Source organism: Microbacterium sp. JC 701 (assembly GCF_021026215.1).
Lineage (GTDB): Bacteria > Actinomycetota > Actinomycetes > Actinomycetales > Microbacteriaceae > Microbacterium > Microbacterium algihabitans.
In genome coordinates this window covers 163130-186783 of sequence record NZ_JAJNCV010000005.1, presented here as the reverse complement: position 1 = coordinate 186783, position 23654 = coordinate 163130, and the positions used below count along the sequence as shown (strand labels likewise).

Here is a 23654-nt window from a genome sequence, read left to right as displayed (position 1 = left end):
CACCCGCCCTCGACAGAACAGGTTCCGCCCGCTCCACACCTGCACCACCCGCCTCCCGAAAGGACACCCATGTCACACAGCACACGTCGCGCCCTCGGCGCGATGGCCGCACTCGCCGCGGCATCCCTCGCCCTCTCCGCCTGCGCCGGAAGCTCGACCCCCGACGCCGCCTCGACGGAGGACTTCACGCCCCTGACCTCGGTCAAGCTGCAGCTGCAGTGGCTGCCGCAGGCGCAGTTCGCCGGCTACTACGTCGCGCTCGAAAAGGGCTACTTCCAGGAGGAGGGCTTCGACGACGTCGAGGTCGTCCCCTCCGGCGGTGACATCGTGCCGCAGGACGCCCTCGTGGCGGGCGACGTCGACTTCGCCGTCGCATGGGTGCCCAAAGTGCTCGGCACGATGGAGAACCAGGGCGTCGAGCTCACCGACATCGCGCAGGTCTTCCAGAAGTCGGGGACGACCCAGGTGTCGTGGAAGGGCTCGGGCATCACGAGCGTCGACGACTTCGAGGGCAAGCGCATCGGCTCGTGGGGCTTCGGCAACGAGTGGGAGATCTTCGCCGCGATGGCCGACAAGGGTCTCGACGCCTCCACCGTGCAGATCACCACGCAGGACTTCTCGATGAACGCCCTGCTCGACAAAGACGTGGACGCCGCCCAGGCGATGACCTACAACGAGCTCGCCCAGCTGCTCGAGACGGTGAACCCCGCCACCGGCAAGCTGTACACGATGGACGACATCGACGTGATCTCGTACGAGGACACCGCGGGCGCCATGCTGCAGGACGCGATCTGGGCCGACACGAAGCGCCTGTCGGAAGACCCCGCCTACGCCGACGCCGCCACGCGCTTCCTCAAGGCCGTCATCAAGGGCTGGGTGTTCGCGCGCGACAACCCCGCCGAGGCCGCCGACATCACCTACAAGGCCGCGACCGCCCCCGGCGTGAGCGCCTTCCCCGTCGGACCGACCCACCAGCTGTGGCAGATGAACGAGGTCAACAAGCTCATCTGGACCGGCGGCGACTTCGGCGTCGTCGACTCCGCCGCGTGGGACAAGACGTTCAAGGGCGCCCTGGCCGCCAAGAACCAGGACGGCCTGAACCTCATCACGACCGAGCCGCCGGCATCCGCGTACTCGAACGACTACGTGCAGGCTGCGCTGACCGCGCTGAAGGACGAGGGCGTCACCGTCGACGGCGACTACACGCCGATCGACGTCACCCTCACCGAGGGCGGACAGTAACCCGCACCCGCACGGGGCGGCCGGCAGCGACCGGTCGCCTCGTGCGGGTCTCTCCCCTCCGCAGGCTCTGCCGTGGTTGACTGACCGGATGAAGCCTCCTCCGCAGCACGCGCGCCGAGAGCCCGCGTCGCCCTGGCGTCGCGGCGTGAAAGCCGTCGCCATCGTCGCCGCGGTCGTCGTCGTCGCCGCCGTCGCGGTCGGCGGCTTCTACGCCTGGTCGTTGACGAGCCGCCTGCAGGAGGCCTCGGTTCCGCTGAAGGACGCCCCGGTCGAACCCCCCGCCCTGAGCGAATACAGCGAGCCGTTCGCCGTGCTGGTGGTCGGCACCGACGAGTGCGACGACGTCGTGGCGGCCGCCTTCGGTCCTCGGTGCTCCGACCCCGAGAACAACGGCGCCCGCAATGACGTCAACATGCTGCTGCACGTCTCGGCCGACCCGCGGCGCGTCACGGTCGTGTCGTTCCCCCGCGACCTGCAGGTCGGGATCCCCGAGTGCACGAACAAGGACGGCTCGGTCTTCGGCGGCACCGACAGGGCCTCGATCAACACCGCCTACGAAGACGGCGGACTGCCCTGCGTCGCCGACACGATCTCCGACCTGACGGGTCAGAGCATCCCGTTCGCGGCGAAGGTGAGCTTCGGCAACGTCGTCAACATCACCGACGCCATCGGCGGCGTCGAGGTCTGCATCGGCGGCGACGGGATCGATGATCCGGATGCCGGCATCAAATGGGACGCCGGACCCCGCGTGGTCAAGGGCTTCGACGCCCTCGCGTTCCTCCGCACCCGCACGGGCATCGGCGACGGCAGCGACCTCGCCCGCATCGGCAACCAGCAGCAGTACATGTCGCGCCTGGTGAACAAGCTGCGCAGCGACGACGTGCTGTCGAACCCCGGCACACTCATCGGCCTCGCGAACACCGCGGTCAACAACATCGAGCCGAGCGAGAGCCTCGCCGACCCGATCCGCATCGCGCAGCTCGCGTACACGCTCAAGGACGTGCCGTTCAGCGAGTTCACGTTCGTGCAGTACCCGGTCGTCGACGACCCGTACGACAGCAACCGGGTCGTCCCCGACGAGGAGTCCGCTCAGGTGCTCTTCGATGCGTTGAACAGCAATGCCGGGCTCGCGATCACGGGTGCCGCCGGGTCCAACGGCGGCGTGGTCGCCGACCCGTCCGTCCCGACGCCCGAGCCGACCACCCCTGTCGAGGACACCCCGGCTCCGGATGCCAGCGCCTCGCCCGACGGGAGCGCGGCGCCCGGCGTGGTCGAGCTGCCCGAGAACGTCAAGGGCACCAAGGCCGACCAGGCGACCTGCTCCGCCGGCAACGGCTGATCCCCGCCCCTAGGCCCCGCCCCGCGCGAGCGCAAGCCGCCCGCGCGGGGACCGGACGCTCAGGTCGATGGGCCACCATCGAGGGGTGAAGACCGCCCCCCGCTTCTCGATGCTCGTCGTGATCGCGGCGCTCGCCCTCGCCGGCTGCGCGCCCGCCGCAGCCCCTTCCGCCGCCCCGACCCCCTCGGCATCCGTCACCCCCACGCCCACGCCGACCCCCACGCCCACGCGCACGCCCGACCCGCTCGCGGGCATGAGCCTCAGCGACAAGGTGGGGCAGATGTTCATGGTGGGGACCTCGGTCGAGGGCGCCAACCCGACGACCCTCGCGGCCGTGCAGAACGACCACATCGGCGGGATCTTCCTGCACGGGCGCTCGGCCGCCGGGGCGGAGGCCACCGCGTCCCTGGTGCAGGGCTTCACCTCGGTCGTCGCTGCGGGCCAGCCGCCGCTGTGGGTCGCCACCGATCAAGAGGGCGGGACCGTTCAAGTACTGTCCGGCCCGGGATTCGACGACATCCCCTCAGCCGTCCGGCAGGGCCAGCAGGACGACGCCTCTCTGCAGGCGGCGGCGACCACGTGGGGCGCGCAGCTCGCGTCGGCCGGGGTGAACATGAACCTCGCGCCCGTGGCCGACATCGTCGCGAGCCCGGATGCCGCGGCATCCAACCCCCCGATCGGCGCACTGGCCCGCGAGTACGGCTACGACGGCGCCACCGTCGCCGCCAAGGTCGGCGCCTTCGCCGCGGGCATGCGCGCGGGCGGCGTGCTGCCGACGTTCAAGCACTTCCCGGGACTCGGTCGCGTGACGGAGAACACCGACACCCGCAGCGGCGTGACCGACGACACCGTCACCGCCGACGGAGCGGACGTCGGCGTGTATTCGAGCGTGCTGCCGCAGGGCCCCGGGGTCGTGATGCTGTCGACCGCGATCTACGCGCAGATCGACCCCTCGGCGCCCGCGGCCTTCTCGCCCGCCGTGGTCGGTGTGCTGCGCGATCGCGTCGGCTTCGACGGCGTGGTCACCGTCGACGACCTCTCGGCCGCGCGGCAGGTGCAGCCGTGGTCGCCCGCGGATCGCGCGACCCTCGCCGTGGACGCCGGCATCGACCTGCTGCTGGTCTCGGCCGACCCTTCGGTGTACGCCGAGATGCACCAGGCCGTGCTCGCGCGCGCGCAGGCCGACCCCGCGTTCGCCGCCAAGGTCGACGCGGCGGTGCGCCGGATCCTGGCGCAGAAGGCGTCGATGCCGTGAGTCGCCGCGCGTGAGGGGTCGCTTTCTGTCGCCCAGCCGGTGAGCCAGGCGACAGGAAGCGACCCCTCACGCGGGATTCGGTGCCCGGCGGGCGATGAAGGCGACGAGGCCGATAGGCTGGAAGGCTGTGTCTGTCGAACCCGTCATCGTCTACCCGCCCGAGCTGCCCGTCAGCGCCGCGCGGGACGAGATCGCGCGCGCCATCCGCGACCACCAGGTCGTGATCGTCGCCGGGGCGACGGGCTCGGGCAAGACCACGCAGCTGCCCAAGATCTGCCTCGAACTGGGCCGCACCTCGATCGCGCACACCCAGCCGCGCCGCATCGCCGCGCGCACGATCGCCGAGCGCATCGCCGAAGAGATGCAGGTTCCGCTCGGCTCGACCGTCGGCTACAAGGTGCGCTTCACCGACAAGGTGTCGGCCGACACGCGCGTGGCGCTGGTGACCGACGGCATCCTGCTCAACGAGATCCACCGCGACCGGCTGCTGCGTCGCTACGACACGATCATCGTCGACGAGGCGCACGAGCGCTCGCTCAACATCGACTTCCTGCTCGGCTATCTGCGCCGCATCCTACCGAAGCGCCCCGACCTCAAGGTCATCGTCACCTCGGCCACCATCGACCCCGAGAGCTTCGCGCGACACTTCGCGGCGGCTCCCCCCGAGCCGGGCGGCGAGCCGACCCCGGCGCCGGTCATCGAGGTGTCGGGTCGCACGTACCCGGTCGAGATCCGTTACCGGCCGGTCGACGGAGCGGACGACGCAAGCACGACTCCGGAGATTCCGGATGCCGATGACCCCGACGCCCCGTCATCGCGCGGCCGAGCGGCGACCGGCCCGCAGAAAGTCCGGAGTTCTGCACGGCCGGCGGCCAAGCCGGGGCGCTCCGACGACGACGCCGATGAGGTGGGAGCCGTCGTCGCGGCCCTGCGCGAGCTCGATCGCGAGGCCCCGGGCGACGTGCTCGTCTTCTTCCCCGGCGAGGCCGAGATCCGCGATGCGGCGGATGCCATCCGCGGGGCGTACCAGAAGGACACCTCGCCCACCGAGGTGCTGCCCCTCTACGGGCGCCTGTCCGCGGCCGAACAGCACCGCGTGTTCGAGCGCTCGAGCGTCGCGGGCGTGCGCCGTCGCGTCATCCTCGCCACGAATGTCGCCGAGACGAGTCTCACCGTCCCCGGCATCCGGTATGTCGTCGACACCGGAACCGCCCGCATCTCGCGCTACAGCAACCGGTCGAAGATCCAGCGCCTGCCCATCGAGGCCGTGTCGCAGGCCTCGGCCCAGCAGCGCTCCGGGCGTGCGGGGCGCACCTCGCCCGGCATCGCGATCCGACTCTACTCCGAAGACGACTTCACGCGTCGCCCGGAGTACACCGAGCCCGAGATCCTGCGGACGTCGCTGGCATCCGTCATCCTCCAGATGCTGTCGCTCGGCTTCGGCGACATCCAGGCCTTCCCGTTCCTCACCCCGCCCGACTCGCGAGGCGTGAAGGCGGCGTTCGACCTGCTCGTCGAGCTCGGCGCGGTGAAGCTGCCCGCCCCCGGTTCGCGCGGGGCTGACACCTCGCGCGAGCGCGACGTGCGCGACGACGGCGACCCGTCTCGGCAGCGCGGCAGACGCGCACCGCGCGAGGACGGTCCCCGCCTCACCGAGATCGGCCGCGAGATCGCGCGGCTGCCGATCGACCCGCGCTTCGCCCGCATGCTCATCGAGGCGCGTCGCAACGACGTGTCGAGCGAGGTGCTCGCGATCGTGTCGGGCATGTCGATCCAAGACGTGCGCGAACGGCCCGAGGAGCGACGGGAGGAGGCCGACCGCTTCCACGCGCGCTTCACCGACCCCACCAGCGACTTCCTTTCGCTGCTGAACCTCTGGGATTACCTGCAGGAGAAGCAGGCCGAGCTCGGCTCGAGCGCGTTCCGGCGCCTGTGCCGCAGCGAGCACCTCAACTACGTGCGCGTGCGCGAGTGGATGGACGTGCACCGGCAGCTGCGGTCGCTCGGCGGCGAGCGCTCCGGCGAAGGTGGCGCGCGGGGCTCCGGCGACGGAGGCCGTCGCGCGCGGAACCATGTCCCACTTTCGGCTGGCTCCGACCCCTCCAGGCCGCACAATTCGGGACATGCGGCGACAAAATCGGGACATGGATCGGGGCGCGGCGACCACAGCACCGCCCTCGAGGGGCACGCCGCCGGCGATGCGATCCACCGCGCGATCCTCTCCGGGTTGCTCTCGCACCTCGGCATCCTGGACCCCCGCACGATGGCGCAGGCCAAAGACCGCAAGGCGCCGGGTGACGCCCGCCCCACCAAGGGCGAGTACATCGGCGCGCGCGGGGCGCGGTTCGCCATCTTCCCCGGCTCGGGTCTGAAGAAGAAGCGCCCCTCGGCCGTCATGGCCGCCGAACTCGTCGAGACCTCGCGCCTGTTCGCCCGCACGGTCGCCGCCGTCGACCCGGCGTGGGCGGAAGAGCTCGCCCCCGACCTGGTCAAGCGCTCCCTCAGCGAGCCGCACTGGTCGAAGGATGCCGGCTCCGCCGCCGCCTACGAGAAGGTCACCCTCTTCGGGGTCGAGCTCGTCGGGCGCCGCCGGGTGCAGCTCGCGCGCTTCGACCGGCCGCTCGCGCGCGAGATGTTCGTGCGCCACGCGCTGGTGGAGGGCGAGTGGGACCCCTCGGTGCTCGACAAGCGCCTCACCGCGTTCCTCCGCCGCAACCAGGAGCAGCGTCGCCTGCTCGAGAAGATCGAGGAGCGCGAGCGTCGCCGTGACATCCTGATCGGCGACGAGGCCGTGTTCGCGTTCTACAACTCGCGCATCCCGGCCGACGTCACCGACGTGCGCTCGTTCGAGACGTGGTGGAAGGACGCCTCGAACCGCACCCCGCACCTGCTCGACCTACGTGAGTCCGACCTCACCGGCGACCGCGCCCAGGGAGACGACCGGGCCTTCCCCGCGCGCTGGCGGCAGGGCGATCAGACCCTCAACCTCGCGTACCGCTTCGAACCAGGAGCTCCCGACGACGGCGTGACGGTGGTCGTGCCGCTGCCGCTGCTCGCGCAGCTGCGCCCCGACGGCTTCGACTGGCAGGTTCCGGGCATGCGCGACGAGCTCGTCACCGCGCTGCTGCGCGCACTGCCGAAGACCATCCGCCGCAACGTCGTGCCCGCCGCCGACTGGGCGGAGAAGTTCTCGGCCGAGCTCGCCGAGAAGGGCCCCGAGCACGCGAACGGTCTGCCCAAGACGACGCTCGTCGACGCTCTCGCCGCCCTCGTGCAACGCGTCGCGAACCAGCGGGTGAGCGCCGCCGACTTCGAGCTCGAGCGGGTTCCCGGCCACCTCACGCCGTCGTTCCGCGCCGTCGACGCACGTGGCCGCGCGATCGGCAGCGACCGCGATCTGGCGACCCTGCAGCGCCGTCTCGCCGACAAGGCCCGCTCCAGCGTCGAGTCGACGATCGCTCGCCCGGCGCAGAGAGCCGCGAAGGTCGCCGAGGCCTCCCCCGCCTTCGCCTCCCGGTCGAAGCTGACCACCTGGGATCTCGATGAGCTCACCGAGGTCGTCGACACCCCGGTCGCCGGCGGCGTCGTGCGCGGCTACCCCGCTCTGGTCGATGAGGGAGACAGCGTCGCCCTGCGCGTGGAGGCGACGCCCGAAGACGCCGCGCGGCACACGCGTGCCGGCATCCGTCGTCTTTTGCTGCTGGCCGTCCCCTCCCCCGCGACCTACGTGCTCGACCACCTCACCGCGAACGAGAAGCTCGCCCTCGCGGCCTCGCCGTACCAGAACGCCAAGGCGCTCATCGAGGACGCCCGCGTCGCCCTCGCCGACGACGTGCTGCTGCGCGAGGCGCCGAGGGGAGTCGTGCGCACGAAGGCCGATTTCGAGCGCGTGCGCGACGCCTTCTCCGCGGCATCCGTCGACCGCACCTTTCAGACGGTGTCGCTCGCGGCGAAGATCCTGCTCGCGCAGCGCGAGGTCGACCGCGCGATGAAGGACGCCTCGTCGATCACCCTGCTCGGCGCGCTGAACGACGTGCGCGGGCAGCTGAAGGGCCTGATCTTCCCGGGCTTCCTCTCGCGAACGGGCCCCGCGCGGCTGCAGCACCTTCCGCGGTATCTGGCCGGAGCCCTCGACCGCGTCAAGACGCTGTCCGACAACCCCGGCCGCGACCGCCAGCGCATGACCGAGTACGAGCGCTCCGCCGCGGGCTTCGGCGAAGCCGGCGGGACGGTTCCCCTGCCGGCCGACGCCCCCGCAAACCTCGTGCAGACGCGCTGGCTGCTCGAAGAACTGCGCGTGAGCCTGTTCGCCCAGCGCCTCGGCACGGCCGAGCCGGTGTCGCCGCAGCGCATCGCGAAGGCGCTCAAGAGCGCGTGAAGGGTCACCTTCCGTCGCCGAGCACGGCTCGAAGCGACCGAAGATGACCCTTCACGCGGGTGGCCCTCAGGAGTGCAGGCGCACCTGGCCCATCGTCGCCTGCACGTCGACGCGCGCCGTGGCGGAGGCGTCGGTGCGCAGCGCGTTGTCGACGCGGCCGAGGCCGTCGTCCACGTTCACGCGATAGTCGTCGTCGGGCAGGGTGATGTCGGCCGACCCGGCCGTCACGTCGACCTTCGTGCGGTCGGGGGTGAGGCCCCCGAGCTCGGCGGTGAGGTCGCCCCCGGCCACCTCGAACGACGCGGTCGACACGTCGTCGACCCGAGCCGTTGCAGCCCCGCCCGAGACCGACACGTCGAGCTCGGCCGCCGATCCGCGCAGCGTCGCCGCCCCGCCGGCGAGCTGCACCGACAGCGCGCCGAAGTCGCCGTCGAGGTCGAGCGACCCGCCCGTGACGTCGATGGAGGCGCGGATGCCGCTGCCCTCGAGCTCGCGGGGAAGGGTGAGCGTCGCGCGGGAGCCGGTGCCGACCCCCGCGAAGGGTCCCTCCGGCGACGACACGCGCAGGGTGTCTCCGCGGCGGTCGAACCTCCATCCGCGCGGCCCCTCGCGGTCGGCGTCGAGGCGGGCCTCGCTGACGTCGCCGTACGCGATGGTGAGGGCGCCCGCGGCCACGTCGATGTCGACGTCGGTCAGGCCCTCCACGCCGCTGTCGAGCACGGAGCTGTTCTCGCCCGTGTCGCGCAGCGAGACCACGGCCGACGCGCCGGTGCCGGCGAGGGTGCCGAGCGCGATGCACGCGCCGACGGCGATGGTGACGACCGACACCGCGAAGGCGGCTCCCCGGCGAGGCGGCTGGGGCGAGGGATCGGGGGTCGGGGCGAGGGGGGTTTCGAGGGTCATGACGCAGCTCCGGTGGTGTCGTGGCCGAGGTGGACGAGCGCGGCGATCACGCGGCGGTTGCCTGTTTCGTCCTGCTCGAGGCCGAGCTTGGTGAAGATGGCGGTGATGTACTTCTCGACGCTGGCCTCCGACACGAACAGCGCGGCGGCGATCGCCTGATTCGAGCGGCCTTCGGCGATGAGGGCGAGCACGCTGCGCTCGCGTTCGGTGAGGCTCTGCAGGCGCTCGTCGCGGCGGCGCCGGGTGAGCAGCTGCGCCACCACCTCGGGGTCGAGCACCGTGGCTCCGCCCGCGATCGAGGCGACCGCGGCGAGGAAGTCCTTGACGTCGGCGACGCGGTCTTTCAGCAGGTACCCGAGGGCGCCCTGGCCGTCGGCGATGAGGTCGCTCGCGTAGCGCTCTTCGACGTACTGCGACAGCACCAGCACGGCGAGACCCGGATGCCGGGACCGCAGCGCGATCGCCGCGCGGATGCCCTCGTCGGTCCAGGTCGGCGGCAGCCGCACGTCGAGGATGCACAGCTCCGGTGACGTGTCCGACACGGCCCGCTCGAGACCCTCGGCATCCGGGAGCGCCGCGACGACCTCGTGGCCGTCATCGGCGAGGAGGCGCACGAGCCCCTCGCGCAGCAGCACGGAATCTTCGCAGATCAGGACGCGCACGGGACGTTCACCTCCACCGTCGTCGGGCCGCCCTGCGGGCTGTCGATGCGCGCCGTGCCGCCGGCGGCGGTGGTGCGGTTGACGATCCCGTCGAGGCCACCGCCGGGGACGACGCGCGCACCGCCCAAGCCGTCGTCTTCGACGCGGGCCCAGAGCGAACCGTCGTCGCGCACCCGCACGTGCACGCGGCAGGCCGTGGCCCGCGAGTGCTTGGCGGCGTTGGTGAGGGTCTCGGCGATCGCGAAGTACACCGCTGCCTCCGCGGCGCGGCCGCAGCGGCGCGGGAGGCGCACGTCGAGGGTCACGGGGATGTGCGAGCGCGAGGCGAGGGCCGACAGCGCCGCATCCAGCCCCCGATCCTCGAGCACCGAGGCGTGGATGCCGCGGGCCAGCTGCCGCAGTTCGGTGATGGCCGACTTCGTCGACGCGTGGGCCTCGGCGACCAGGGCTTTCGCGGCCTCGGGGTCGTCGTCGATCTTGGTCTGGGCCAGGCCCAGCGTCATGCCGATCGAGACGAGCCGCGGCTGGACGCCGTCGTGCAGGTCGCGTTCGATGCGGGTGCGCTCCACCTCGGCGGCGCGGACGGCGCCGGCCCGACGCGAGTCGGAGGTGCGGGCCTGTTCGACGAGCTGCGCCTCGCGCGAGGGCACGAAGATCGCCCGCGCGATGACGCCCTGCAGCAGGGCCAGGCCGATCACCGCGGCGGCGCCGACGATCACCGCGAGGATGCCGACGACCGGAGCCGCGGCCCCCTCGAGCGGCACGATGCCGAGGAAGCGCCGGTTGGGCCAGCCGAACAGCGGGCTGACCGAGAGCGCCAGGCCCCAGGCGAGGCCTCCGAGCATCGTGATGGTCGCGAGCCCCAGCACGGTCGAGATCGCGAACGAGGCGACCGCGCGCCACTGCAGGGGGTCGATCGCCTGCAGCCAGATGGTGTGCAGCACGCCGCCGAAGCCGGGCTTGGGGCTGCGGCGCGGCCGCAACGGAGCGAGGCCGAAGGCGTACAGGCCCTCGAGGCGCGCCCGCTCGAACCACGCCAGGGCGAACAGCGCGTAGACGAACGCGACGAGCACGACGACGCCGATGAGCAGCGCCGCGAGCAGGCCGAATCCCGAGCTGAGCAGTCCGATGAGCCCCGCGAAGACGCCCGGGCCGACGATGCCGAGAGCGGCCAGTTGGGCGGCGGCGCCGGCGACGCGGGCGGGCGAGCCGATGCGCACGGGGCGCACGTCGGCCGCGGACGGCGGTGCGGGCGCGACCGGCGGGGTCGAGGGCGGAGGCGGAAGGACGGATGCCGTGGTCATGGGTTCCACGCTAGGGCTCAGCCCCGCGCTCGCACCGCCCGGGCAGCCCCCGAGCCGCATTCGGGAAAACCCGAATGATGCGCCCTCAGAGCTCGTCGGTCGAGATCCAGCCCGAGGAGATGAGTTCTTCGACGTCGTCGGGGCGCACGACACTCGGCGCGACGCCCTCGCCCGCCGCGGCGGGCGTCTCGCCGTCGAGCAGCGCCTGCACCGCGTCGGCGGTGGCGTCGACGAGGGCACGGGGGTCGGCGAAGATCGTCGCGTCGAGCACGTCGTCGCGCAGAGCCCGGACGGTCGCGGCGTCGGCCCCGGTGCCCACCACCAGCGGCGCCGGCGCCTCGGGGGTCGAGCTCGCGGTCGGGCGGGGGCTCGGACTCGGCGACTCCTCGGCGGGCGGATCGGTGGTCAGGGCCGTCACGACACCGCGGGTGACCGCATCGCCGAGGGCGAGCACGGCGGTGGGCGCATCGGCATCGGCGCGCAAGGCACGGAGACGCTTCTCGGCGGCGGCGGCCTGCGCCGCGGCGGTGTCCTCGTCGACGGCCGCGGCCTCGAGGCTCGCACCCGACACCAGCTGCACCGTACCCGCGGCGATCGCCGGCTGCAGCGCGTCGAGCGCCGCCGCGAACCGCTGCTCATCCCACGGATCGGCCGACGACCCGGTGATCAGCGCGACGCGCGCGACAGTCGGGGTGGCGGGGGCGGATGCCGCGGGCGACGGCGCCTCGGACGGCGACGGCGACGGCTCCGTCGCGGCATCCGGAGCCACTTGCTCGGACCCTGATGACGGCAGGTCGGCGAGGAGCGCCTCGGCCTGAGCGCGGCCGAGCGCGGTCGGATCCGGCGCGAACGCGGCCGCCGCATCGACGCCCGCGAGCGAACGCCCGAACTCCACGACGGGGACGCCGTCGCCGTTCGCCACCTCGAGCGGAGCCGCCAGGTCGCCGGCCGCGACGGGAGCCACCACCACGGCATCCGCCCCCTTCGTCAGCATGTTCTGCACCTGGGAGCCCTGCGTGCGCGCATCGCCCGCGGCGAACTGCAGATCGACGGCGTATCCGCGCGCGACCAGCTCGGTCTTCAGCGCGTCGCCGCCCCGGCTCCACTGCGCATCGGCCTCGGTGGGCAGCGAGACGCCGATCACCCCGGCGCCGTCGTTCGACCCCTGGGTCTGCGCGCGCGACGACGTGCATCCCGTCAGCGCGACGGCGACCAGCGCGAGCGCGGCCGCGGCGCGGAGGATCGGACGAGCTGGCATCCGTCCATCCTCTCCCACCGACGCGCCGCACACGCACGAACGCCCCGCCGCACGAGGCGACGGGGCGTTCGATGAAGAAGCGTGGATCAACCGCGCGTGCGGTTCTTGTTCCACACGTCGAAGGCCACGGCCAGAAGGAGCACGAGGCCCTTGATGAACTGCTGCACGTCGGTCGAGATGCCCATGAGCGACATGCCGTTGTTGAGGACACCCATGACCAGACCACCGGCGATCGCGCCGACCACGCGGCCGACACCACCCTGCACGGCCGCTCCACCGATGAACGAGGCGGCGATCGCGTCGAGCTCGAAGAGGTTACCGGCGCCGGGACCGGCCGAGTTCAGGCGACCCGTGAACACGATGCCGGCGAGGGCCGCGAGCACACCCATGTTCACGAACAGCATGAAGTCGACGCGGCGCGTGTTGATGCCCGACAGCTTCGCGGCGGTGCGGTTGCCACCGATCGCGTAGATGTGACGGCCGAAGACGCTGCGGCTCATGACCGTCGAGTATCCGATGATCAGCAGCGCCAGCACGACGAGCACGATGGGCGTGCCGCGCGATCCGGGAGCCACACCCAGCAGGTAGGTGAGGTAGGCGATCAGGGCGCCGCCACCGATGACCTTGACCAGGAACGCCGTCATCGGGTCGTTCTGCAGCTCGAGGGCGGCGCGCTTCGCACGCTGACGCACCTGCGAGAAGACGAACAGCACCAGGGTCAGGGCGCCCAGGGCGACCGTGATCCACTCGGCGGGCGAGGACGACGCCGGGAACAGGTCGGGGAAGAGGTACCCGCCACCGAGGGCGCGGTACTCGGTCGGGAACGGCGTGATCTGCGTGTTGCCCAGGGTCATCTGCGTGAGACCGCGGAACAGCAGCATGCCCGCCAGGGTCACGATGAACGCGGGGATGCCGATATAGGCCACCCAGAAGCCCTGCCACATGCCGACCACGGCACCCAGCACCAGCGACAGCAGGATGCCGAGCCACCAGGGCAGGCCCCACTGCACGATGAGCACACCCGAGACCGCACCGACGAAGGCGGCGACCGAACCGACCGACAGGTCGATGTGGCCGGCGATGATGATCATCACCATGCCGATCGCGAGGATCAGGATGTAGCTGTTCTGGACGATGATGTTCGACACGTTGCCCGCGGTGAGCAGGCGCCCGCCGGTCAGTGCCTGGAACAGCAGCACGATGACGATGAGGGCGATGAAGATGCCGATCTCGCGCAGACGCGAGGTGAAGAACGTCACGAGGCTGCCGGGTCCCCCGGCTCCGCCTCCCACGGGACCGCGGGGCGTGCCGCCCGGGCCCGCCTGGGTCGCGGTGTTGTCAAGCGCTGACATGGTCGGCTTCCTTCTCCTTCGTCATGAGCACCATGAGGGCCTCCGGAGTGGCCTCTTCGATGGGCAGCTGGCCGGTGATGTGGCCTTCGCTGAGGGTGTAGATGCGGTCGCAGATGCCGAGGAGCTCGGGCAGCTCCGAAGAGATGACGAGCACCCCCTTCCCCTGCGCCGCGAGGGAGTTGATGATCGTGTAGATCTCGTACTTGGCGCCCACGTCGATGCCGCGGGTCGGCTCGTCGAGGATGAGCACCTCGGGGTCGGAGAAGAGCCACTGCGACAGCACGACTTTCTGCTGGTTGCCGCCCGAGAGCTTGCCCACGACCACGTCGACGCTGGGCGCCTTGATGTTCATCGACTTGCGGTAGCGGTTGGCGACCAGGTACTCCTCATCGCCGTCGACGAACCCGCCCTTGACGAGCTTGCGCATGCCCGCGAGCGAGATGTTGCGCTTGATCGTGTCGATCAGGTTGAGACCTGCACCCTTGCGGTCCTCGGTCACGTAGGCGAGACCGCTGCGGATGGCCGCGGGGACCGTCGAGGTGTCGGCCTTCTGACCGCGGATGTAGACGTTGCCCGAGATCTTCGAGCCGAAGCTCTTGCCGAACACGCTCATCGCGAGCTCGGTGCGACCGGCGCCCATCAGACCCGCGATGCCGACGACCTCGCCCGCGCGAACCGTGAGGTTCGCCTGGTGGATCACCGTGCGGTTGCCGTCGGTGGGGTGGCTGACGTTCCAGTCCTCGATGCGAAGGACCTCGTCGCCGATCTCGACGTCGCGGTCGGGGTAGCGGTTCTCGAGCTCGCGACCGACCATCCCGCGGATGATGCGGTCTTCGCTGGTGCCCCCGGTGGCCACGTCGAGCGTCTCGATCGTGCGACCGTCGCGGATGATGGTCACCTCGTCGGCGATCGCGCGGATCTCGTTGAGCTTGTGGCTGATGATGATGCACGTGATGTTCTGGCCGCGCAGGTGGCGGATCAGATCGAGCAGGTGCTCGGAGTCGTCGTCGTTCAGCGCCGCGGTGGGCTCGTCGAGGATGAGGAGCTTGACGTCCTTCGACAGGGCCTTGGCGATCTCGACGAGTTGCTGCTTGCCGACGCCGATCTCGTTGACGGGCACGTCGGGGCTGTCGCCCAGCCCCACGCGCGCCAGCAGCTTCGCCGCCTCGCGGTTGGTGGCGTCCCAGTCGATGAGGCCGCGGTTCGTGATCTCGTTGCCGAGGAAGATGTTCTCGGCGATCGAGAGGTAGGGGCTCAGCGCGAGCTCCTGGTGGATGATGACGATGCCGGCCGCTTCGCTGTCGCGGATGTCTTTGAACTCGACGGTCTGCCCGTCGAAGACGATCTCGCCTCGGTAGTCGCCCGCGGGATACACACCGCTGAGCACCTTCATGAGGGTCGACTTGCCCGCGCCGTTCTCGCCGCAGATGGCGTGGACGGTACCGCGCTCGACGGTCAGCGACACGTCGGCCAACGCGATGACGCCGGGGAACTCCTTGGTGATCGAGCGCATCTCGAGGATGGTGCTCACGAGGTCCTCCTTGCAGAACCGGCTCGTGGCCGGTCGGGATGGTGGGGGGCGGGGGCGGATGCCGCAGACCCGCGGGAGCCTCCGCCGCGACCCTGTCGGGCCGCGGCGGAGGCGGGGTGGAGGAGCCGGAGCCCCTCCGAGGGATTACTTGAGGTCGTCCTCGGTGTAGTAACCGCTGTCGACGAGGACTTCCTTGTAGTTGTCCTTCGTGACGATCGTCGACTGCAGGAGGTACGAGGGGACGACCTTCTTGCCGTTGTCGTACGTCGTGGTGTCGTTCGTCTCGGGGGTCTCACCCTTGCGGATGTCGTCGACCATGGTCACGGCCTGCTTCGCGAGCTCGCGCGTGTCTTTGAAGATCGTCGAGTACTGCTCACCGGCGATGATCGACTTGATCGAGCCGGCCTCGGCGTCCTGACCCGTGATGACGGGGAGGTCGCTGGCCGAGTAGCCGCCCGAGGTGAGGGCCGAGATGATGCCGATCGACAGACCGTCGTAGGGCGAGAGCACACCGTTGAGCTTGGTGCCGCCGATGACGGTGAGGATGTTCTCCATGCGCTTCTGCGCCGTCTCGGGCAGCCAGCGGAGGATGGCAGCCTGGCCGAACTCGGTCTGACCCGAGGGGACCACGAGCACGCCGGAGTCCATGTAGGGCTTCAGGGTGTCCATCGCGCCGTTCCAGAAGAACGTGGCGTTGTTGTCGTCGGGGCTACCGGCGAACAGCTCGACGTTGAAGGGGCCGGCGGCGCCGGTCTCCTTGCCCGAAGCGTCGAGGACGCCCAGGCCGGTCAGGAGCGAGGTGGCCTGCTGGACGCCGACCTTGTAGTTGTCGAACGTCGTGTAGTAGTCGACGTTCTCGGTGCCGTTGATGAGGCGGTCGTACGCGATGACGGGGATGTTCGCGTCCTTGGCCTGCTGCAGGACGTCGGTGAGCGTCGTGCCGTCGATCGAGGCGACGATCAGGGCCTTGGCGCCCGTGGTGATCATGTTCTCGATCTGCGAGACCTGGGTGGGGATGTCGTCGTTCGCGTACTGCAGGTCGACCTGGTAGCCGAGCTCCTCGAGCTGCGACTTGACGTTGTTGCCGTCGGCGATCCATCGCTCCGACTGCTGGGTCGGCATGGCCACACCGATGGTGCCGCCGGCCTCCTGCGAGTCTCCGCTGCTGGCGCCGGTACGGTCACCGGCGCAACCGGCGAGACCGATGCCGAGCGCGAGGACGCCCGCGCCCGCGATCGCCTTGAGCATGCTGTGCTTCTTCACTCTGGTTCCCTCCATTGGGTGGTTGTCGCGGCGTCTCCCCCTGGAGTCCACCGCGCAGTGCTGTCGCCGCACGTCGGGGCGCACGGGCGGCGGGGCGAAACGAGGCCGGTCGGCGACACGGCTCACCCGTGTCGTTCGAAACGTCTTCGTCTCGACGGATCCGCTCCGCAGCGAGTCCCGTCGGCCGTGTGACCCGGTCATGTGACCGTTCACATTGTGTGTGTGATGCTACATCGCGGTGAGCCAGGGATGTCAAGTCCCGGCGCGTCGCGGAGGCGTCCGTTGCCGAAACGTGACGAACTCAGCGCGAAGGCGGAGCGGTCGACGAACGTACGATGAGACGCAGATGATCGGGTTCCGAGGGCCCGACGGCATCCGACGACTCCCCCAACCTGGTCAGCAGATCGGTGATCGCGCGGGCGCCGATGCCCGCGAAGTCCTGGCGCACCGTCGTCAACGGCGGCCACAGGTGGGCGGATTCGGGCACGTCGTCGAACCCGACGACCGAGATGTCCTCGGGCACCGAGCGACCTATGGCCCGCACGGCATGCATCAACCCGAGCGCCATATGGTCGTTGCCTGCGAACACCGCCGTGGCGTCTTCGGTGCGCAACAGCTCGAGTCCCGCCTCGAAGCCGAACTGCGCGGTCCAGTCGCCCAGCACCGGCGGCCGCGGCGTCAGGTCGTTCGCGTCCATCTCGGCGAGATACCCGCGCATCCGGTGATCGGCCTCGACCCAGTCCCGGGGGCCGGCGATGTGCAGGATGCGCGAGTGCCCGAGCTCGATGAGATGGCGCACGGCGGCGCGGGCGCCCGCGGTCTGGTCGTTGTGCGAACTCGAGGTCCCCGTCGAGGCCACGATCTGCACCGGGACGGGGAGCTTCAGCTCATCGAGGATCGGCACCACGCGCGTCTGCGGGGCGACGGCGATCAGCCCCTCGACCGACTGCTGCATGAGGTGGTCGATCGAGGCGCGCACGTCGTCGGCGGCGCTCGTGGCCAGGTTGGTGAGGGTGAGTCGGTAGCCCGCTGCCCGAGCGACCGACTCGATCGCCTGCACCATCGCCGAGGTGCCGTGCGTGGTCATGCGCGGGCCGAGCACGCCGATCAGGCGCGACCGGTTCGTCGCCAATGCCCGGGCGGCCTGGTTGGGCACGAACTTCAGTTCGGCGATCGCCGAGCGCACCTTCGCGGCCGTCTCGGGCCGAAGCTGCGGGCTGTTGTTGATCACCCGCGAGACGGTCTGGTACGACACACCCGCGAGCCGCGCGACGTCGCGGATGCTGGGGGCCTTGCCCGTGGCATCCGGGGTCTCGGTGTCGCTCATGTCCGCCTCGTTGCGGGTCGCGCGCTGTTGCGTGACCGGTCACACGACAATAGCGGACCGCGCTCTGTTCGCTCGATCGCGAGTGGGGCGGGCCCGTTCGTCGCTCTTCGCCCGTTCGCCCTGCTGCTCAGCGCACCGCGCCGCGGCGGAGGCGCACCTCCTCCCCGGGCGCCCCCGTCACGACTCGAGGAGGGCTCGATAGAACCGGATGCCGCGGAGCCACACCTCGACGCGGATGCGTTCGTCGGGCGCGTGCAGAGCGTCGCGTTCGGCGCGCGTGAGGTGGAAGGGCGCGAAGCGGTACACCGCGTCGGTGAGACCCGTGTAGAACCGGCTGTCGCTGGCCCCCAACTGCAGATACGGCAACGGCACCACGTCGTCGCCGAGGGTCGCCGAGACCGTGCGCGAGAGGCGGCGCCACGCCTCGCCCCGCCACGGCGACACCGGAGAGGGATCGTTGCCCTGGCGCAGTTCGATGTCGACGAGCGGATCGGCCACCGCACGGCGCAGGTGCACCGAGACGTCGGCGAGCGTCTCCCCCGTCAGCAGGCGCACGTTCACGCTCGCGCGGGCGGTGGTGGCCAGCACGTTCTCGCCCGCCGAGCCCTCGAGCCGCGTCACCACGGCCGTCGTGCGCACGAGGGCGTTCGTCTCGGGTCCGAGGTGCGCGAGGGCGGCCGTCACCAGCGGGGCCGACACCGCGGTGCGGCGGAAGAGCGTCGCCAGCGGCTCGTCGGTGTGGGCCGCCGCGGTGCCGAGCATCGCCCGCACCGGAGCGGTCAGGCGCCGCGGGAACGGCCGTCGACGCAGGCGGTCGATCGCGCGGGCGAGCCGAGCGGTGGCGGGCAGGCGCGGCGGGGTCGAGGCATGTCCTCCGGCTTCGCGGGTGACGAGGTCGAAGGTCGCGACCCCGCGCTCGGCGACGCCGATCATCGCGGTCGGAGCGGCGACCCCGGGCACGGCACCCTCGACGACGGCGCCCCCCTCGTCGAGCACGAGAGCGGGGGCGACCCCGCGTTCGGCCAGCTCCGCGGCCATGGCCCGAGCCCCGGTGCCGTGGGTCTCCTCGTCATGGCCGAACGCGAGCCACACGTCGGTGCGCGGGGTCACCCCGTCGGCGAGCGCCTGCTCGACCGCCTCGAGGATCGCCACCAGGGCCCCCTTGTCGTCGATCGCACCGCGGGCGTGGATCTCGGCATCCGGACCTTCCCCCACCACCTCGGCGGCGAAGGGCGGATGCCGCCAGGGCTGGCCGTCGACCGGGACGACGTCCTGGTGCGCGAGCAGCAGGAGTGGCGCCTCGGGGCTGTCGCCGCGCCAGCGGTACAGCAACGAGCGGCCGGCCACGACTTCGCGCTCGAGGCGTTCGTGGACCAGCGGGTACAGGCGAGCGAGTGCTGCGTGGAAGCGTTCGAAGGCGTCGTCGTCGACCTCGGCGGGATCGACGCGCGAGACGGTGGGGATCGACAGCAACTCGCGGAAGCGCTCGACGGGCGTCATGACCCGAGCCTAGAGGCGACTCGTATGCGCATCCCGGCTCGATCGACCGCGATGTCGGTGGGCGCCGATACGGTGGAACCCATGACCGGACTGCACTGGGGCATCCTCGCAACGGGCGGCATCGCGCACGCCTTCACCTCCGACCTGCGTACCGCGGGCCTCGACGTCGCCGCCGTCGGCTCGCGCAGCCTCGACAACGCGCGCGCCTTCGCCGAGAAGTACGACATCCCGCACGCGCACGGCTCGTACGAAGAGCTCGTCGCCGACCCCGACGTCGACATCGTCTACATCGCGACCCCGCACCCCGGTCACGTCGACAACGCCCTGCTGGCCCTCGAGCACGGGAAGCACGTGCTCGTCGAGAAGCCCTTCACCCTCAACCAGGCCGAGGCCGCGGCCATCCGCGACGCGGCCGCAGCGAAGGGGCTGCTCGCGATGGAGGCCATGTGGACGCGGTACCTGCCGCACATGGTGCGCATCCGCGAGATCATCGCCGCCGGCACCCTCGGTGAGCTGCGCGTGGTGTCGGCCGATCACACGCAGAAGATCTCGACCGACCCCGCCCACCGCCTCAACGACCTCGCCCTCGGCGGCGGAGCGCTTCTCGACCTGGGCATCTACCCCCTCTCGTTCGCCGTCGACGTATTGGGCCTGCCCGAGCGCATCACCGCCGTCGCCCGCCTGTCCGACGCGGGCAGCGACGCCGAGGTCGCCACCGCGATGGTGCACCCCGGCGGAACCGTCTCGACCACCGTGTCGTCGTCGCGCGGCGCCGGCGCGAACACCGCGCAGATCGTCGGCACCGAAGCCCGCATCGAGATCGACCGCGTCTGGTACACCCCCACCTCGTTCCGCGTGACGCTGCCTTCGAACGAGGTCGCCGAGGAGTACACGAGCGAGGTCGAGGGCCGCGGTATGCAGTACCAGGCGCTGGCCGCCGAGCGCTTCGTCGCCGCCGGGGTCGGATCCAACGACATCCTGCCCATCGACGAGACCGTCGCGATCATGGGCGTCCTCGACGAGGTGCGCCGGCAGATCGGCGTCGTCTACCCCACCGAGCGCTGAGCCCGCGAGGCGTTCCGCAACCGTTCGCGACCGACCAGACTGGACCCATGCCCGATACGCAGACCGCCCGCGTCGCCGTCTACCTCGACTTCGACAACATCGTGATGTCGTGGTACGACCGCGTCCACGGGCGAAACGCCTACTCGCGCGATCGGCAGAAGATCGCCGAGAACCCCCTCGACCCCGAGATCGCGGAGCGCCTCACCAAGGCGACCATCGATGTGGGAGCCGTCATCGACTACGCGGCCTCGTTCGGCACCCTGGTTCTCACGCGCGCCTACGCCGACTGGTCGTCGCCGGTCAACGCGGAGTACCGCTCGCAGCTGGTCGCCCGCGCGGTCGATCTCGTGCAGCTCTTCCCCGCGGCGGCATACGCCAAGAACGGCGCCGACATCCGCCTCGCCGTGGATGCCGTCGAAGACATGTTCCGCCTGCCCGACCTCACGCACGTCGTGATCGTCGCGGGCGACAGCGACTACGTCCCGCTCGCCCAGCGGTGCAAGCGCCTCGGCCGTTACGTCGTGGGCGTGGGAGTGGCGGGGTCGACCGCGAAGTCGCTGGCCGCGGCCTGCGACCGCTTCGACGCGTACGACTCGCTGCCGGGCATTCCGAAGCTCTCCGAGACGAAGAAAGACAGCACCCCCTCGCGCCCGCGCGCCCGCAAGCGCTCGAAAGACCCCGCCGTCGACCTTCTCGATCGCGCGATGCAGCTCGAGGCCGAGCGCGCCGACGGCGAGTGGCTGCACGCCTCCGCGGTGAAAGACCTCATGAAGCGGCTCGACCCCTCGTTCAGCGAGAAGGCACTCGGGTTCCGCAGCTTCTCGGACTTCCTCAAGGCGCAGACGGATCACGTCGAGGTCGACGAGGAGTCGAACGTCGTGCAGGTCAAGGCGCTGACGCGCGGCTGACCTGCCGTTGTTGCGCTGACGTTCGCGGTCGGTGGGTCAGCGGCGCTCGGCGCCGGGGGCCACGTGCGCCAGCACGCGCTCCCACACGGTCGTCAGAGTGACGTGATTGTTGACCGAGGTGATCTCGGCATCCGGAACGACCTCGGCCTCGGCTGACCGCATGCGCTCGACGTACCAGTTCGCGTCGGCGACGTCGGCCGGGCCGTCGCCCCCGACGACCACCAGCACCTCGGCGGCGAGGTCGTCGAGCAACGGCGTGCGGAGGTCGCGGCTGAGCGGATCGTTGGGACTCGGCACACCGACGATCGCGAGGCGGTCGACGACCTCGCCCAGAGCCGCGGCGAGGTAGATCGCGATGGCCCCGGCCGATCGCTCTCCGACGAGGCCCACGGTGACGCCCGGTGCTTCACGGGCGACGAGTTCGCGCAGCGCCTCGACGGTCAGTCCGGCGGGCGTCTGGCCGCCGAAGACCGGCGGGTCTTCGAGCTCGGGGGCGTCGAGCCCGACCGCGACCACCCGCACGTCGAATCCCGAGGTGACGCTCGCATCGGGATCAGTCGTGGACACGTCGCCGGTGCGCAGGACGAACACGGCGCGCGGTGCGCCCGGCGTTCCGAAACTGCGGTAGCCGAGCTCGCCGTCGAGCCAAGGCGCCAGACTCATCGCGTCATCCCTCCGTCGCAGCGCCGCCGCCGGGCAGCAGCGCGCGAAGCGTGTCGATCGTGTCGGCCTCGGCCGCGGTCTTGTCCGAACGGTAGGTCTTCACGCGGGCGAAGCGCAGCGCCACGCCGCCGGGGTAGCGCACGGATCGCTGCACGCCGTCGATCGCGATCTCGACGACGGTGTCGGGGACGACGCGGATGCCACCGGGAACCTCCCCCGTCTCGCGCTCGCTGAAGTGCGCGGTCTGCCAGGTCAGCAGCTCGTCGGTCAGCCCCTTGAAGGTCTTGCCGACCATGACGAATCCGCCGGGATCGCCGAAGACGCCGTCGGGATCGCGTGCCCCCAGGTGGAGGTTCGAGAACCAGCCCGCGCGGCGGCCGGAGCCACGTTCGACCCCCAGCACGACGAGGTCGAACGTGTGCACGGGCTTGACCTTCAGCCAGCTCTTGCCGCGGCGGCCGGCCGTGTACGCGGCATCCAGCCCCTTCACCATGACGCCTTCGTGGCCTGCGGAGAGCGCATCGCGGGCGAACGTCTCGGCCTGCTCGGCGTCGTCGGTGAGGATCGCCGGGATGCGCCATTCGGCGGCGATCCGCTCGAGCTCATCGAGGCGTGCGGACAGGGGCTCGTCGACGAGGTCGCGGCCGTCGACGTGGAGGATGTCGAAGAACCACGGACGCAACGCGATGGCCCGCGCGGTCTCGGCGCCGAAGCGCGCCATGGTGTCTTGGAAGGGACGCGGCCCGCCGTCTTCGTCGAGCGAGAGGGTCTCGCCGTCGAGGATCACGTCGTCGACGGGCAGCGAGAGCGCGGCCTCGACGATCTCGGGCACCCGGTGCGTGACGTCGGCGAGAGTGCGGGTGAACACGCGCACAGCGTCGCCGTGGCGGTGCACCTGAACGCGGGCACCGTCGAGCTTGTACTCGACCGAGGCGCGCCCCGCGACCTCGAGCGCCTCGCGGACCGAGGTCGCCGTCGAGGCGAGCATCGGCTGCACGCCGCGCAGCACGATGAGTCCCACCGCGGCCAGGTCGTCGTCGCTCCCGGTCAGAGCGACGCGGGCCGTGGCTCCGAGATCGCCCGAGAGCATCGCGGCCCGTCGTACGGCCGTGCCGTCGCGGTCGGCGGCTCGGGCGACGGCATCCAGCAGCACGCCTTCGAGGGCGCCGGTGCGCAGCTCGCCCGTCATGATGCGGATGAGCAGGTTCCACTCCCCCGCCGTCGCGCGCTGGGCGAGCTCGTCGAGGAGGCTCGTGCGTGCCGCCGCGGAGCCCGACCCGCCGATCCCGGTGAGGCGCGAGAACGTCTCGTCGACATCGGCGACCGTCAGCGACGGGGTCTCGGCGTGCTCCCCGCCGCGCGCCGAGAGGGTGCGCCAGCCGACGCCGAGTCGGCCCTGTCGGGGGGATGCCGTGAGCAGGCCGATCGCGGGTTCGATCTCGTCGGGCTCGAGGCCGCGGAGCACCGTGGCGAGAGCCTCGATCTTGGCGAGGCGCGAACGCGTGTTCGTCACCGCCGCGAGGGCCGTCTCGATCTCTACGAAGAGCATGGCGGCATCCTGTCAGCACCCTCCGACGTCGATGACGCGGTTGCGTCAGCGCCCCTCGAATGCCTAGGGGCCGACCTTCTGTCGGGGCGCGGAGCTGATCACACGTCGGTGCGGCTCGCAACCCCCGCGGCAATGTCGGAGGTCTGAGGTGTGCT

General features: G+C 71.1%; 17 protein-coding genes. 6 read left to right on the top strand and 11 right to left on the bottom strand.

The window, feature by feature from the left end:
• Positions 1-69: 69 nt before the first annotated feature.
• From LPW41_RS16385 to LPW41_RS16370, 4 genes are all read left to right on the top strand, one after another.
• The gene (locus LPW41_RS16385; protein ID WP_230705425.1) at positions 70-1242 is read left to right on the top strand and encodes an ABC transporter substrate-binding protein; all 1173 of its coding nucleotides are present in this window, start codon (positions 70-72) and stop codon (positions 1240-1242) included.
• Between the two features lie 88 nt (positions 1243-1330).
• Positions 1331-2581: an LCP family protein gene (locus LPW41_RS16380; RefSeq protein ID WP_230705424.1), complete on the top strand. Its 1251-nt coding sequence runs from the start codon at positions 1331-1333 to the stop codon at positions 2579-2581.
• An 85-nt stretch (positions 2582-2666) separates the two neighbouring features.
• Complete coding sequence (locus LPW41_RS16375; RefSeq protein WP_230705423.1) at positions 2667-3836, top strand: glycoside hydrolase family 3 N-terminal domain-containing protein; 1170 nt, start codon at positions 2667-2669, stop codon at positions 3834-3836.
• A gap of 127 nt (positions 3837-3963) precedes the next feature.
• Positions 3964-8214, top strand: coding sequence for a DUF3418 domain-containing protein (locus tag LPW41_RS16370; protein ID WP_230705422.1), 4251 nt, complete (start codon positions 3964-3966; stop codon positions 8212-8214).
• Between the two features lie 66 nt (positions 8215-8280).
• On the opposite strand, the gene LPW41_RS16365 is transcribed toward LPW41_RS16370, so the two are convergent.
• The 9 genes from LPW41_RS16365 to LPW41_RS16325 form a co-directional block, all read right to left on the bottom strand.
• Positions 8281-9117 (bottom strand): DUF2807 domain-containing protein, encoded by an 837-nt coding sequence (locus tag LPW41_RS16365; protein ID WP_230705421.1) that lies wholly within the window; start codon positions 9115-9117, stop codon positions 8281-8283.
• Positions 9114-9779 carry a response regulator transcription factor gene (locus LPW41_RS16360; protein WP_230705420.1) on the bottom strand — a complete coding sequence of 222 codons (666 nt, stop codon included), beginning with the start codon at positions 9777-9779 and terminating at the stop codon, positions 9114-9116. Before LPW41_RS16360 ends, LPW41_RS16365 begins: the two co-directional genes overlap by 4 nt.
• On the bottom strand, positions 9767-11083 hold the full coding sequence (locus LPW41_RS16355) for a histidine kinase (protein ID WP_230705419.1): 1317 nt from the start codon (positions 11081-11083) through the stop codon (positions 9767-9769). The genes LPW41_RS16360 and LPW41_RS16355 overlap by 13 nt, the downstream gene beginning before the upstream one ends.
• Before the next feature lie 85 nt (positions 11084-11168).
• Positions 11169-12341: a substrate-binding domain-containing protein gene (locus tag LPW41_RS16350; RefSeq protein WP_230705418.1), complete on the bottom strand. Its 1173-nt coding sequence runs from the start codon at positions 12339-12341 to the stop codon at positions 11169-11171.
• 86 nt (positions 12342-12427) lie between these two features.
• Complete coding sequence (gene mmsB / locus LPW41_RS16345) at positions 12428-13693, bottom strand: multiple monosaccharide ABC transporter permease (RefSeq protein WP_230705417.1); 1266 nt, start codon at positions 13691-13693, stop codon at positions 12428-12430.
• Positions 13680-15206: a multiple monosaccharide ABC transporter ATP-binding protein gene (gene mmsA / locus LPW41_RS16340; protein WP_144834331.1), complete on the bottom strand. Its 1527-nt coding sequence runs from the start codon at positions 15204-15206 to the stop codon at positions 13680-13682. The genes mmsB and mmsA overlap by 14 nt, the downstream gene beginning before the upstream one ends.
• Before the next feature lie 162 nt (positions 15207-15368).
• Positions 15369-16472: a multiple monosaccharide ABC transporter substrate-binding protein gene (gene chvE, locus LPW41_RS16335; protein ID WP_230705458.1), complete on the bottom strand. Its 1104-nt coding sequence runs from the start codon at positions 16470-16472 to the stop codon at positions 15369-15371.
• A gap of 316 nt (positions 16473-16788) precedes the next feature.
• On the bottom strand, positions 16789-17814 hold the full coding sequence (locus tag LPW41_RS16330; protein ID WP_144834181.1) for a LacI family DNA-binding transcriptional regulator: 1026 nt from the start codon (positions 17812-17814) through the stop codon (positions 16789-16791).
• Between the two features lie 177 nt (positions 17815-17991).
• Positions 17992-19314, bottom strand: coding sequence for a M20/M25/M40 family metallo-hydrolase (locus LPW41_RS16325; RefSeq protein ID WP_230705416.1), 1323 nt, complete (start codon positions 19312-19314; stop codon positions 17992-17994).
• An 81-nt stretch (positions 19315-19395) separates the two neighbouring features.
• Here LPW41_RS16325 and LPW41_RS16320 point away from each other — a divergent pair, with 81 nt between their 5' ends.
• Together LPW41_RS16320 and LPW41_RS16315 are read left to right on the top strand one after the other, a co-directional pair.
• Positions 19396-20379: a Gfo/Idh/MocA family protein gene (locus tag LPW41_RS16320; protein WP_154097550.1), complete on the top strand. Its 984-nt coding sequence runs from the start codon at positions 19396-19398 to the stop codon at positions 20377-20379.
• A gap of 47 nt (positions 20380-20426) precedes the next feature.
• Positions 20427-21287 (top strand): NYN domain-containing protein, encoded by an 861-nt coding sequence (locus LPW41_RS16315; RefSeq protein ID WP_144834176.1) that lies wholly within the window; start codon positions 20427-20429, stop codon positions 21285-21287.
• Positions 21288-21323: 36 nt separating this feature from the next.
• Here LPW41_RS16315 and LPW41_RS16310 read toward each other — a convergent pair whose 3' ends face one another.
• Both LPW41_RS16310 and LPW41_RS16305 read right to left on the bottom strand, forming a co-directional pair.
• The gene (locus tag LPW41_RS16310) at positions 21324-21950 is read right to left on the bottom strand and encodes a hypothetical protein (protein ID WP_144834175.1); all 627 of its coding nucleotides are present in this window, start codon (positions 21948-21950) and stop codon (positions 21324-21326) included.
• A 4-nt stretch (positions 21951-21954) separates the two neighbouring features.
• Positions 21955-23499, bottom strand: a complete 1545-nt coding sequence (locus tag LPW41_RS16305) for an ATP-dependent DNA ligase (protein ID WP_230705415.1) — start codon at positions 23497-23499, stop codon at positions 21955-21957.
• Positions 23500-23654 lie beyond the last annotated feature (155 nt).